Origin of the sequence: Streptomyces hygroscopicus subsp. hygroscopicus (genome assembly GCF_001553455.1) — a bacterium.
Classification (GTDB): Bacteria; Actinomycetota; Actinomycetes; order Streptomycetales; family Streptomycetaceae; genus Streptomyces; species Streptomyces hygroscopicus.
The window spans coordinates 41,041-54,141 of the sequence record NZ_BBOX01000009.1 but is presented as its reverse complement, the minus strand read 5'-3'; the positions used below and the strand labels follow the sequence as shown (position 1 = coordinate 54,141).

Below are 13,101 nucleotides of genomic sequence, written 5' to 3'. Positions count from 1 at the left end.
GTTCCTCTAGCTTTCGGGGTGGCGCAGGGCCCGGGGCGTTCCGGCCCGCGACGCATGGAAAGACGAGAACTCCGTGAACCAGAACACACCTCGCCGGGTAGCCGTCATCACGGGTGCCGGCAGCGGCATCGGGGCCGCGATCGCGCACCGGTTCGCCGCCGATGACCACATCGTGGTGCTCGTCGGCCGTACCGAGGCGGCACTGCGACAGACCGCCCAGGAGGGCCCGAACGGTGCGGACATGCGCCCCTGGGTCGCCGACGTCACGGACCAGGACGCCGTCACCACGGCCATGAACGGCGTGGCCGAACGGTTAGGCCGCCTGGACGTACTGGTCAACAACGCCGGTGTGGCGATCCCCGGCACCGTCGACCGGATCGGCATGGACGCGTACCGGACCATGATGAGCACCAACATCGACGGTGCCTTCTTCGCCTCGCGCGCCGCCCTGCCCCATCTGCGGTCCACGCGCGGATGCATCGTCAACATCGGCTCCGTGGGCGCGCTCGGCGGCGACTGGGGCCAGGCCGCCTACGACATGACCAAGGCCGCGGTGGCGAGTCTGACCAATGTGATGGCGCTGGACCACGGCCGGGAGATCCGCGTCAACGCCGTCCACCCCGGTGTGACCCTCAGCAGACAGCGCCTGCGGGACGTGTTCGCCGAGGGGACCGCGCGGCACCGGCGTTTAGTGGAGCGCGTCCCGATGGGCCGCCCGGGCGAGCCGGCCGAGGTCGCCGCCGTCGTCGCGTTCCTCGCGAGTGACGAGGCGAGCTATCTCAATGGCGTACACATCCCCGTGGACGGCGGCCTGACCGCCTCCAACGGCCAGGCCGACCTGTACAAGGCCAACGGCTGACGGCCTCACCACCGGCACACCCGCTAACGCTTTTACGTCCAGGGCTACAGAGCCCCATCGGATAGCGCCTCGCGCTCAAACACCCCGAACGGATCTCCGCTCTCGTCACCCAGAACGGCAACGGTTACGAAGACGGTTTCGTCGAGTCGTTCTGGACCGACGTCTGGGCCTACGGGGCGAACCCCGGCCCCCGACACCGGACCCGCCGTCCACGCCGCGCTGAGCATCGACGCCATCCGCTGGCAGTACGTGCGCGGCGTGCCCGACCCGAGTCTGGTCAGCCGGACACCTGGGAACACGACGTCGCACTCGTCTCCCGCGAGGGCAACGACGAGGTCCAACTGGCGCCGTTCCCGCGACTACCAGAACATCCGTCCGCTCTACCCGCTGCTGCACGAATTCCTGCGCACCAGCGAGACCCCAGTGCTCGTCGTCCGGGGCCGCAACGACGAAATCTACGGCCCAGCGGCGCACGGGCCTTCGCCCGCGACGCCAAGGACGCGGAGGTGCACCTGGTCAACAGCGGCCATTTCCTGCTGGAGAGCCACCTGGACGTCGTCGCGGGCTACCTCCGCGGCTTCCTCGGACGGGTGCTGGGATAAGCGCCAGCCCCCGACCCACTAAGCGTTGCGCGGCATCGAGGTACTCGGGGCGGCCATCATCGCGGACAGGTCGACCACGGCAGGGCTCAGTGCGGGCGCCTCATATCCGCCTTGTCAGGAGCCTCCTTACCTCGCTCTTCACCGTCAGCAACGGGCGGACCTCCGTCTCGGCCGCCCGCAGTAGAAAACCTCTGCGCACGATATTCCACTAGCTAAACCGAGGGAGGGTCTGTATCCAATGGCAGAACATCGCGTGCTGGCCTTTTATCTCCCGCAGTTCCACCCCATTCAAGAGAACGACATGTGGTACGGGCCCGGATTCACCGAGTGGCGAACGGCCGTGATGGCCCATTCGCTGTTCGATGGTCACATCCAGCCTCGTATGCCCGCTGATCTGGGATTCTACGACCTCAGGACGCCGGAAACCCGCCTCGCACAAGCCGAGATGGCGGCTGCCCACGGAATCGACGGGTTCGTGTACTACCACTACTGGTTCCAGGGCCGGCAGGTCATGGAACGTCCGATGAGTGACCGCATCACTGTCGACTCCCACGATTTTCCTTTTGCTGTCTGCTGGGCAAATCTGCCATGGAAGAGAACCTGGTCTTCTTTCAGTGGCACACAGGGCGAGATGCTGATACCACAACAGTACGACGAGTCGGATGATGCTCGGCACCTCATCAATCTTCTGCCGGCACTGACACACGAAAACTATGTACGGGTGAAAGGACGGCCGCTTTTCCTCATCTTCAGTCCGACCGAGTTCGAGGACATCACCGCCCGGGTCGAGAGTCTACAACGTGCCGCCGAGAGGATTTTGGGCGATAGGCTCTACATCGGCCTTGTTCGATCGGATCCAAGAGTTCAGCCCACCCTCGGCGTCGACGCGATCATCGATTTCCAGCCGAGTCGCGCCGAAACCTATGAGGAACACGACGTAGAATGTCTGGACGGCAAGTCGACTGTCCGCGTCGTCGGCTACGACCAGGTGATCCAGTCAGCGCAGAAGGCTTTTGAAGAATCGAAGTTCACCTATCCTTGCGTTACCCCGGGTTGGGACAGCACACCCCGCAAGTCCTATCGGGGTTTGGTGATCCATGGTGCCACGCCGGACAAGTACTCGAAGTGGCTCGAGCAGACTCTGCTCACGTTCAGGCCCGAGAGCGACACTGAAAATCTGGTCTTTGTCAACGCCTGGAACGAATGGGGTGAGAGCTGCTACCTGGAGCCGGATATGCATTGGGGTGACGCCTATCTGCGAGGCACTGCGCGAGCCCGCCAGTCGGCCGCATCTGTCGCGCGAGGAAGGTGACCTGCTGAAACAGATGGTCGAACCGATGAAGGAAGTTCTGATGAAATCGAAGGCTGTGGTCAAACAGCAACGGCGGATCATCGTATCCGACCTGCCGGCGGACCAGGCATACCGGTCGGCGTGCTGCCCGGCAGAGCGTGGCATGGAACCTGAATTGATGAGGACTTTGGTGATGGACCGCTCCACCGCTGCCGCGGCTTCGTCCGCCTGCCTCCACGCGAATGCGATAGCGGTGTCATGATCTCAGTGGACATCGGCTTCCCACGCCGCGACCTCGTCGAAAGCTTCGAAAGCGCGCTGGGCGATCCTCATCTTCCTGATAATGCAGTGTCCTTCGCCCGTGCGTGGCAAGCCGACGAGAATGACGCGCTGCCCGTCGTGGGACTACGCTTCCTGAGCGAACTGGGCTGGCAGCGGTACCTCGTACCGCGTTCCCTGGGTGGTGAACTCGCCTCCTGTGAGGACATCCTTTGGCTCACCCGTGTCCTGGCACGCCGCGACATGAACGTCGCGGTCAGCGAGAGCACGCAGATCTGGTCCCTGCTGGTCTGGCTGGCCGGGAACGATGAGCAGTGCCGCGATTTCGCGGGTGCCATGCTCGCCGGTGGCGTGATTCCGTGTCTCGCGTACTCCGAATCAGCGCACGGCGCCGACCTGGGGGCAAACGAGTGCGTCGCCGTCGAGACCGGCGACGCCGGCTACCTGGTATCAGGGAAAAAGTGGCCCATCAACCGGGGCAGCTCGTCAACGCACGTCCTGCTGCTGGCGCGTACGGGCGGCCCCGGGGCTTTTCATAACCAGTCCTTGTTTCTGCTGGACAAGGAGACGATGGCGCCGGACACAGTGACAGGACTGCCCCGTACGGCGACGTTCGGTCTGCGTGGCTGCGACATCAGCGGCATCGAGTTCGACCGTGCCTACGTTCCCGCGTCCGCGCTGCTCGGCGGCCGAGGCAAGGGACTGGAACTGGCGCTGCGGGGATTGATGCTCACTCGTACGCTGTGCAGCGGACTCTCACTCGGCGTCGGTGACACGCTTCTGCGTGTGGCGTTGGCATACCTGAACGAGAGGCCCCTCTACGGTGGTGTGGCCACGGACATACCCCATGTGCGCGAGACGCTGGCCAACGCGTACCTGAATCTGCTCGCGGCAGAGTGCGTCGGCATCCTCGCGATGCGTGGCCTGCATCTCTTCGAATCGGAGTTCAGTACCTGGTCCAGCATCACCAAGGTGCAGGTAAGCCGACTTGTGGATGGCGCGGGTGACGCTCTCTCGAAGCTTTTGGGCGCGCGACACTTCATCCGGGACTTGGAGCACGAAGGCATCTTCCAGAAGACGCGGCGAGATGGTTCTGTCGTCTCGATGTTCGACGGCAGCGAGGCGGTGTGCCTCGACGGCCTGGCGGTGCAGCTCCCGGCGATGGCCCGGGCCTACAGCAGACAACGCGACGACGACTGGGCCGCTCTGTACGACCTGGGCGCGCCATTGCCTGACTGGGAGCCTGGGCAAGTGTCCGTGTTCGGCCGGGGCCGGGATGCGGTCTTCGCTAGTTTGCCTTACTTGCAGAAACGACTCGCCCGTATGCAGCCGGACGACGGCTGCAACCCGCAGCGGATCGACGCGTTGCGCACGCTCGCCCATGCCCTGCGATGCGAAATCGACGGGCTGTTCACCACAGTGACGCAGGAACGTCAGAGGTATTCCCGCGGCGCCAAGTCACCGGAGGATCGGGCGGCCTCCGCCAAGGACACCCCCACTCGTCTGGTCCGCCTCGCCGAGCGCTGCTGCGAACTCCACATGCAAGTGGCGTGTCTCGGAATCTGGCTTGTCAACCGGGACCGGCTCGGCCGCTTCTTCGGCCAGGGCGCTTGGCTCCAGGCGATACTCGCCCGCTCCGATGCCACCGGCATCAGCCTCGATGACCTGGACCCGGCAACAATCCAACACCTCTTCACGCGCATGGAGGAGCAGTGGAAAACCAGCCACTACTTCTCCATCTTGTCCATGCCGCAGGCCGCTGCCGGGAGCCGGTCGGCCAACGGTCGAATGGCCACACCACCGGACGCTGCAAAGAAAGAATGTGCCATATGAGTGATCGAATCACCGAGGAAAGCTTCGTCGCCGCCTTTTCCGCAGCGCTCGAGGAGGTCACCGAGGAACCCTTGCCCCCTGGGTTCACACTCGATTCCAAGTTCATTGACCTCGATCTCGACTCCATGTCTCGGCTCGAGGTGATTACTTGCTTGGAGGACCGCCTGCAGCAGGTGATCGGCGACAGGATGCTGGGCCAGTCCTTCACACCCCGCGACCTGCTTGATGCGCTCAATGAACGCAGCAGCGGAGAAAAGGACTAGCGTTCACATGAAAGAAGTTGTCGTCACCGGAATCGGCGCGGCGACGCCGCTGGCAGGTGACGCACCCGGACATTGGCAGGCCCTGCTGGACGGACGATCCGCCGTGGACACACTGCCGTATGAATGGGCGCAGTCTCTGAGAACTCGCATTGCGGCGGAGCTTGCCGCTGACCCCGACGCCCATTTCGACCGCAAGGAGGCCCGCCGCTTCGACCGTGTGGAGAAGGCGGCGCTCGTCGCCACTCGGGAGGCATGGGCCGACGCCGGACTCGACGACGACCCCGTTCGGCCGGAAAGGCTGGCCGTCTGTGTCGGTACGGGCATGGGCGGCCTGACGACCGTGCTCGGCCAGGAGCGGCTGCTGGAGAGCCGGCACAGGGTCTCGGCGTTCACCGTGACCCGGACGATGAGCAGCGGACCGGCGGCGTGCGTGGGTGTTGAGCTGGGCGCCCGCGCCGGCATCCACTCAGTGGCGAGCGCGTGTGCCACCGGCTCCGAGGCCATAGCAATGGGTGCCGACCTGATCCGCTACGGCCGCGCCGATGTCGTCGTGGCGGGGGGCGCGGATGCGGTGATCAGCAGATTGGCGCTCGCCGGGTTCGGTGCCCTCCGCGCGCTCTCCACACGTAACGACGCCCCCCGGGCGGCGTCGCGCCCTTGGGACAAGGACCGCGACGGGTTCGTCCTGGGCGAGGGCGCCGGCGTCCTCGTACTTGAGCAATCCGACCACGCCGCCGCCCGAGGCGCGCGTGTCTACGCCCGACTGGCCGGTGCCGGTGTCTCCTCCGACGGCTACGACCTGGTCCGGCCGCGCCCCGACGGTGCGGGTATCGCCGACGCGATGACGAAGGCGTTGAAGGACGGTGGAATAGTCCCGGCCGAGGTGGCACACGTGAATGCGCACGCGACCGGCACGCCGGTCGGCGACATGATCGAGGTGGCCGCGGTTCGCCGGGTCATCGGCGACCATCCGGTGCTGACGGCCAACAAATCCCTGCATGGTCACCTCCTCGGGGCGGCGGGTGCCGTGGAATCGATCGCCGCGGTCCGTTCGGTTCACGACGGGGTGATCCCGCCCACCCTCAATCTGGACAACCCCGAGTCCGGCCTGGAGCTGGACGTGGTGACCGGGAAGCCCCGACGCATGGAAGTCCCGGTTGTGCTGAAGACGTCGTACGGGTTCGGCGGGCAGAACGTCGCCTTGCTCTTCACCCGCGCTTGAGCCCACCGCAGCCGATGAGGACGATCGTCATGCACCCCGACTGTGTCGTACACCCTCGCCAACCGGCGGCACGGTCATCCACGGGAGTACCCGTCGGCCGAGACCGTGCCGTTCCCAGCCTCCGAAAGCTGCTCGGGAGCGGTGCCCTGCCCGCATGCGACGCGGCGCTGGGCATATGCCATGACAACCAGGAGCCAATTCCCTCGTGATGCCAACCGTTAAACCCGATTCCGGGACGGCCCACGGCCTTTCCGAACCCTTCGCGCTGCTTTCGTCGCAGGCCAGAGCGATCCGCGAGTGCGGCGGATCCGCCAGCATCGATCCGTACGCCGTCACCTTCCTGCTACGGGCTACCGGACGCCTGCCGCAAGAGCGGGTACGTGCCGCAGCGCACGCGTTGCAGGAACGACACGACGCGCTGCGGAGTCGGCTCGTCGGCCCCGAGCACGACATCCGTCAGGTCGTCATCGCGGCCGGCCGCGAGGCGCCGCCGGTCGACGTCGTGCACATTCCGCTAGCCGCCGGCAGTGCTGTCGAGGACGAGATAGCGAAGCTGTGCAGCAGCGCGGTCAATGAGCTGTCGGTCCGCAATGGGCCCACCTGGCGGGTCATCCAGGTCAGCTCCTCCACGGATGACTATCTGCTTTTCCTTGTCAGCCACCTGTTCGTCGACAACGCCTCGATGGTCCTCCTGCTGCGTGAATTCCAGTCGTTCTACCACGCCGCCGACGCGTCATCGTGGCGACAATCACGCACACCGTCCCGTCTGCTGCAACTGCACGCCCACACCATGGCGCGACCGTGCCCGGTGCTGCCCGCCGAATTGCCGTGGTGGCGTTCAAGGCCGTGGCAGGACATCACGCTCCGCAGCGCCTTCGGTGACACCGCCAGCAACCATCCCGACCTGGAGACCCACCGCACAGTGGACGGTGACCGCTGGAAAGCGGCGACCAGTGCCCTTGCGGCGGACGGCATCACCCCCGAGCACATCGTGCTCTCGACCATCGCGGCAGCCGTCGCCCGGCAGGAGGGAAGGGCGACGGTACGTCTCGACGTCTGTGGCCACGGGAGATATCAGGACCACCACGGGCACGATGTGCGTCGCCTGGCAGGCTGGATGGCGACGGTCACGCCGTATCTCCTCGAAGTGCCCGACTCCGGAATGGACGACCCAGGCCCCCTCCTCGAGAAGATTGCCACGCAGATCGAGGAAGCCAAGGCGCACAGCAGACACTGGGACTGCGTCCGTCCATCATTGCCAGAGCAGATGGCCGAAAGCCCAGGTACGTTCGTCAACTTCACTGGCGACACCTCGTGGCGCAAGCTTGTCCGCGCGCCGTTCGCGCTGGCTGGCCGCCAGCCCGCCCAAGGCTCACCCCCCGTGAGGAGAACAGGCACTCACACCCTTCGCGTTCAGGTATCCATGTCTGCGGATCTGGACTTCCGGTGGCGCTCGCGGATTGCCGCGGCGGAGAGGCTTCGTCTCGAGCAGGTGGCCGACGACACGGCGGAACTCCTGCACCGCACACTGGGCGGGAAGGCCGTATGACTGTCGCGTACGAGATGCGCGGTCTCACCAAGACCTATCCGGGCCGTGCCACCCTGGCGAACGACAACATCGACCTGACGATCGACGCTGGCGAAACGTTTTGCCTGCTGGGCGCCAACGGGTCCGGCAAGTCGACACTCGTGCGTCAGCTGGCAGGACTTGCCGTGCCCGACAGCGGCACCCTCAGCCTCTTCGGACACGACATGCGCACGAGGCAAGGCGAACTGACCACCCTCATCGGCTACATGCCCCAGGCGACCTTCGCACTGAACCACCTGACCGTAGCCGAAGCGATCTACTATGCGGGACATCTGCGTGGCCTGTCGCGAGCGGCGGCCCGGCGTACCCGGGACGAACTGATCGCCACCTTCCGTCTGGAGAGCTGCGCTCGACAAACGGCACGCCAGCTGTCCGGCGGCCAGAAGCGAATGCTGCAGTTCACACTCGCGCTCGTTGGTACTCCCCCGATCCTGGTGCTGGACGAACCCACCAACGACCTCGACCCGGAGCACCGACGCCGGGTCTGGGACATCTGCGCCGACCTGCGACGAGCGGGGGAGACGACGATCGTCATCATCACCCACGACGTGATCGAGGTCGAGCGCGTCGTGGACCGCGTCGGCATCATGCGCGACGGCCGGCTGATCGACGTGGCCGAGTTGGCGGACCTGCGTCGCCGTATGGGCGACTTACTACGCCTGGAGGTCAGTGGCTCCGAGGGCCCGCCCGATCCTCTCCTGGGCTTCGGCGAATGGCAACAGGGCACTGACGGCCGTTGGCTGCTGTGGCTCGAATCCTCGTCGGCCTCGCACGCCGTCGCACAGCTGAGCGGCAGGCAACTCAGCACCATGCGCCTCGCAGCGATGAACTTGGAGGACATGTTCCTTGCCTTTGCCCGCGATACCACGTCGGCTCGGCGGGAGAGCGCTCATGAGCCCTGTTGAGCAGCCCCGCAGCCGCCACCGTGCGCACATCCAGTTCATTGATCTCACCGTCATCCAGCTCCGCAACTGGCGGTGGTCGTGGATCGCCACCACCGTTACCGGAATGATCGCACCGCTGATCACGGTCATCGGATTCGGCAGTCTGGCGGAGCGAGGCAACGCCGCCGGGCAACTCCTCGTGGGAGCCATCGTGCTGGCGATGTGTTTCGAGAACCAAAACAAGATGGCCTCGCACTTCTCAATGCAGCGGGAAACCGGAGCACTGGGGTACTTCGCCACCCTACCGGTCTCTCCCGCCGCGCTCGTCGCAGCGACCAGCGCCGCGTTCTTTCTGCTGTCACTCCCGGCTCTGCTGCTGACAACCTTCTCCGGTGCGGCCGTTCTGGACATCTCACTTCGGCCGCAACTGCTGCTGATCGTCGTGGTGCCAGCGGCCATCATCCCCATGGGATGCGTTGGCGCTTTCATCGGTACATACGCCAAGAACTATCAGCAAGGGCATGCGATCAGCACGGCCCTGACAATGTCGACGGTGATGCTCGGTGGTGTGCTTGTGCCATCAAGTAATCTACCGAAGGCGCTTTCCGTACTCCGGTGGATCAACCCGGCGAACTATGCCGCCTCTGCCTTGCGTCAAGTCCTTCTCGGCCCTGTGACTGGACGGCTCGCGGTCGACCTCGCCGTTCTTACCGTCCTGGGCGCCGTTCTCTTCTTTCTCGCGGAACGACGCCTGCGCTTGGTTTGAGAAGCTATCCACCTTGCTTTGAACCTCGGCGTTATCCGGATGATGTTGGTCCCTTCAGGGGCAAGGCCAAGGTGCGATGCGTGCCCGGATCCTGGACTGGTCCGGGTGAATTCCGAAGGTGATCGAGGTCCTTCAGAGAGAGAGGACGTGTTGGCGCCGTTGTTGCCATCCGGGCCGTTGAAAGTGTCGGGCATGGAGGGGCTCCGTGCCGATCTCCTGTCGTGTTCCCCGGACTTGCTGGACCTGACCTGGGACCAGATGAGGACGCTGATCATCGTCCGTGAAACGGGGAGCGCGCTGGCCGCGGCGAAGGTGCTCGGGCGGGAGCAGTCCAGTGTCCAAAAGCAGCTCGACGTCCTCAACCGCAACTTCCAGGCCCTCACGGGTGAGCTGTTGGTGGTCAAGCAGGGCCGGGGCAAGGACTTCCTGTTCACCCGGACCGGGCTGGAGGTCGCCGAGCGGGCTCGGGCAACCTTTGCCGACTGGCTGCGGGACATTGCCGACTCCCGCCGCCGGCTCGGCTCGACGCTGACGGTGGGGACGGCCGAGTCCACCCTCGGCTTCCTGGGCCGGGTGTTGGAGAGGGTGGCTCCGCATTTGCTCGAGCGGGAGGTCGAGCTGAAGGTCGTGCATGTGCGGAGCCGCGACTTCTGGAAACGACTGGACTCCAACCAGGTCGACCTACTGTGCGGCGATCTCGCGGCCGAGGCGGCCGCCGAGCGGGTGGCTCCCGACTACGACTTCCTCGAATGGCACCGCGAGGGCCTGGCTCTGCTGACGAACCTGCCGGTGCGCGAGCTCGCCGCCAAGAGCGTCGGCGTCGACCGGCTGCGGAGCCTGCCGCTGGTCATCCCCTCCCGCGGGGTGATCACCGACTTCGTCGAGCGCTGGTATGGTCCTGGCTTTCGCTCGCAGTTGCAGATCACCGCCGAGATCGACGACATCTATTTCGGACTCGCCCTGCTGCGGTCCCGCATGGCCTACGGGTGCATGCTGTGTGCCCGCTCCATCGGCGAAGCCGCCGTCGCCGGACACCTGCCCACCAGCGAGGACTTCCGACTCATCGACTTCGCCGGCGACTTCGACCCCATGCTCCAGCTGGTCTCCGGTGTCTTCGCCCGCAAGGGCGAACGTGAGACCTATGACGCCTCCCATCCCCTGAACATTCTGTGGGACGCCTTCCGTGACGAGGCCGCCTCCGGCAGGCCCCTTCCCGTGGGACCTTAGGGACCTCTCGTGCTGCTGGCCTCGGTCAACCTCAACAAGTGGCCCGGCGCCCGCTCAGACCCCGCCGCCCACGAGCCGTTCGAACCGCCGGCTGGATACCGCTCGCACTCGGCCGGCCTCACCTTCGCCAGCCGTGACGGACATCTGGCCGCTTGGCCCAGCGAAACCTCGCCCCGCCCGCCTCCTGGCCGCCCAGCCGACCGGGCAGGCCCCGGACGGCCGCCGCCGAGGACGATCGCCCACTGCTGACCTGCGGGGGTTGCACCCGCCCCGACGATGGCCTGTCCGGCGAGGACACCAGCGCCTTCACCATCGAGGCCGAACGGCAGACGCCGCGGCAGCTGATGAAGGGGTCGGATCTGCTTCCGGTCCACCCGAAACGAGGACTTCCAGCGCGGCCTCGAGCCAGGCTGGATCAGTGCACTCGCCCGCGGGGCTGGCCGCGCCCTCGTGCCGCCGCTGACCGGGGTCTGCCCTGCCGTCCTGACCAATCCCGAGACGTGAGAGGGGTGCCCGTGAACGCCCCCAACCGCGTGCCCGGTCCAGCACAAGGCCATGTACCAACCGATCGCTGAGAGGGTCTCCGATCAGCGGTTGCCCGTCCAGACGATCCGATCGGCGAAGCCGCCCCGCTCACCTGCCTTGGTCTCACGGATCTTCTCCAGCTGATCCGCGGTGACCCCGAGGTCCGCAGCGAGCGCGCGCACCACCTCCAGCACGTCCGCGAGTTCCTCCGGCGCCGACTTCTCATCCGCCTCAAGGAACTCGGCGACTTCCTCGCCAAGCTTGTCCCGCAGCCGGCTGCGGTATTCTTCCCGACCCGCGGTGTAGGTGACCGGCTCAGCCCCGTCCTCACGGATGATCTGCGGAATCCGGTCCCGCACCAACTTGCCGTGCCCACTGGAGGAATCCACTCGTGTTCTCCGCATCTTTCTCCGTGAGGCGGTCGCCGGGCGCCGCCCCTCATGCCTCCGTATCCTAGAGAAGTCGCCTTACGACTGGCCGTACGAACCGCCAGTCCCATCCACTCAGGGCCCATGCCGCCGAGGGCGGCCCGTTTCAGCGGGCGTTGGGCAAGACAGGGGCACTCCGCGCGGCGTCTCTCGCGACGAGGGACTCGGTCCGCCCCTCGCCGCTACAGCGGCGCCTACCTGCTCGCGTTGAAACTGAATACATTCGCGAGATCCTCAGCTTCGACACATCAGCCGACGGGCTGACGGCTCCGTTGCGTTGATCGATCGCGTGCAGTGATACCGCCTTGAGTGGCTCGTTCTTCTTTCTTGTACCTCCGGTCGCTGCCCGGTGTCGGTCTGGTCCTGGCGCACACACTTGCGCGGCGTCTCGCGCGTGCCGATGCCCAACTTCGTGACGACGGCGTTGGTCGTGGCGTCCTCGGTCGGGCGTTGTCGCCGCGGACCTCGGCGACCATGCGCATCGCACGCTCCTCACCCCATAGGACACGGCCTTAGACGACCTGCTCAACGGCGTAGATCGCGTCCCAGACGCGTGCGAGCTGCGCGTGGAAGTCGTCGAGGGTGCCGTCATTGCGGATCAGGTATCGCGCGTCCTCCGGCCTGAGCGTCTTCTCCGACACGTGGTCCATCTGCGGAATGCCGGGACGGTTGATGTGGAGCAGATGGAAGCCGGCGCGGGCGAGGGAGGCCGCTTCGTTGGGGTACCTGATGTCGGTGATGATGACAGGGGCGCCGGCGTCGTTGGCCTCTTCCGTCGCCTTGAGAGCCAGGCGGAGCCAGAAGTCCTCGTCCAGGGCGCGGATGGCGGCGCTGAGTTCCTGAAGGATGCGGCGGACTTCCGCAGTGTCGTCCTTCGCACGCTCCCAGCCGAACTCAGCGATATCCTCCGCGAGCCGGTAGTACTCCGCGGCGTGATCCACCTTGACGATGGGATTGGTCCGGAGTGCCGCCTCCTTTATCGGGTCGGCGAGGGCCACGCGCCGATACCCGTGCTGCTCGACGAAGTACTTCCCCGCCGTGTCCTTACCGGAACGTGCGCGCCCGATGATGCCGATATTGCCCATCGTCCTTCTTCCCTTGTGCTGGTGCTGGCGTAAGGGTGACTGCGGATATTCAGCGGAATCGGCCTACCTGACACACCGATAGCAGAGAAACTTCGCTGACCTGTGAGGACGCGAGTTCGAAAGCGTATCCGCCGCAGCCTCCCCGTTTCGCTTCTGGTGGCTGAGCTGGTGTGATGGCCGTGCGGTGGGGTTCTGGTCGTTGACTGCCACGTGGGCAGATCGAGGCCCGAAGGGTCCCTCGGTCGTGGG

At 65.7% G+C, this 13,101-nt stretch carries 12 protein-coding genes and 1 pseudogene; 11 read left to right on the top strand and 2 right to left on the bottom strand.

The genetic code is table 11. The features are described from left to right. Window positions 1-73 precede the first annotated feature (73 nt). The 11 genes and pseudogenes from budC to AXW62_RS01815 all read left to right on the top strand — a co-directional run bounded on the left by budC (window position 74) and on the right by AXW62_RS01815 (window position 10,814). Window positions 74-859: a meso-2,3-butanediol dehydrogenase gene (gene budC / locus AXW62_RS01865; protein WP_060942921.1), complete on the top strand. Its 786-nt coding sequence runs from the start codon at window positions 74-76 to the stop codon at window positions 857-859. Window positions 860-892: 33 nt separating this feature from the next. Then, window positions 893-1,461 (top strand): annotated as a pseudogene (locus tag AXW62_RS01860) (alpha/beta hydrolase); the annotation flags it as partial. Window positions 1,462-1,699: 238 nt separating this feature from the next. Continuing rightward, window positions 1,700-2,773: a glycosyltransferase WbsX family protein gene (locus AXW62_RS01855; RefSeq protein ID WP_063817504.1), complete on the top strand. Its 1,074-nt coding sequence runs from the start codon at window positions 1,700-1,702 to the stop codon at window positions 2,771-2,773. Window positions 2,774-2,798: 25 nt separating this feature from the next. Then, on the top strand, window positions 2,799-3,014 hold the full coding sequence (locus tag AXW62_RS01850) for a hypothetical protein (protein WP_143712683.1): 216 nt from the start codon (window positions 2,799-2,801) through the stop codon (window positions 3,012-3,014). A 5-nt stretch (window positions 3,015-3,019) separates the two neighbouring features. Then, window positions 3,020-4,864: an acyl-CoA dehydrogenase family protein gene (locus AXW62_RS01845; protein WP_252368466.1), complete on the top strand. Its 1,845-nt coding sequence runs from the start codon at window positions 3,020-3,022 to the stop codon at window positions 4,862-4,864. Beyond that, window positions 4,861-5,127, top strand: coding sequence for a phosphopantetheine-binding protein (locus AXW62_RS01840; protein WP_060942917.1), 267 nt, complete (start codon window positions 4,861-4,863; stop codon window positions 5,125-5,127). The genes AXW62_RS01845 and AXW62_RS01840 overlap by 4 nt, the downstream gene beginning before the upstream one ends. Before the next feature lie 7 nt (window positions 5,128-5,134). Next, window positions 5,135-6,349, top strand: coding sequence for a beta-ketoacyl-[acyl-carrier-protein] synthase family protein (locus tag AXW62_RS01835; protein ID WP_060942916.1), 1,215 nt, complete (start codon window positions 5,135-5,137; stop codon window positions 6,347-6,349). 208 nt (window positions 6,350-6,557) lie between these two features. Continuing rightward, the gene (locus AXW62_RS01830; protein ID WP_159060785.1) at window positions 6,558-7,898 is read left to right on the top strand and encodes a condensation domain-containing protein; all 1,341 of its coding nucleotides are present in this window, start codon (window positions 6,558-6,560) and stop codon (window positions 7,896-7,898) included. Then, on the top strand, window positions 7,895-8,842 hold the full coding sequence (locus tag AXW62_RS01825; protein ID WP_060942914.1) for an ABC transporter ATP-binding protein: 948 nt from the start codon (window positions 7,895-7,897) through the stop codon (window positions 8,840-8,842). The genes AXW62_RS01830 and AXW62_RS01825 overlap by 4 nt, the downstream gene beginning before the upstream one ends. After that, window positions 8,829-9,587, top strand: coding sequence for an ABC transporter permease (locus AXW62_RS01820; protein ID WP_060942913.1), 759 nt, complete (start codon window positions 8,829-8,831; stop codon window positions 9,585-9,587). Before AXW62_RS01825 ends, AXW62_RS01820 begins: the two co-directional genes overlap by 14 nt. A gap of 192 nt (window positions 9,588-9,779) precedes the next feature. Then, a complete protein-coding gene (locus AXW62_RS01815) occupies window positions 9,780-10,814 on the top strand; it encodes a LysR family transcriptional regulator (protein ID WP_060942912.1) in 1,035 nt (344 codons plus the stop codon). Window positions 10,815-11,401: 587 nt separating this feature from the next. On the opposite strand, the gene AXW62_RS01810 is transcribed toward AXW62_RS01815, so the two are convergent. Continuing rightward, window positions 11,402-11,728 (bottom strand): nucleoside triphosphate pyrophosphohydrolase, encoded by a 327-nt coding sequence (locus AXW62_RS01810; protein ID WP_244502733.1) that lies wholly within the window; start codon window positions 11,726-11,728, stop codon window positions 11,402-11,404. 551 nt (window positions 11,729-12,279) lie between these two features. Beyond that, complete coding sequence (locus AXW62_RS01805; RefSeq protein ID WP_060942910.1) at window positions 12,280-12,852, bottom strand: deoxynucleotide monophosphate kinase family protein; 573 nt, start codon at window positions 12,850-12,852, stop codon at window positions 12,280-12,282. Window positions 12,853-13,101: the final 249 nt, after the last annotated feature.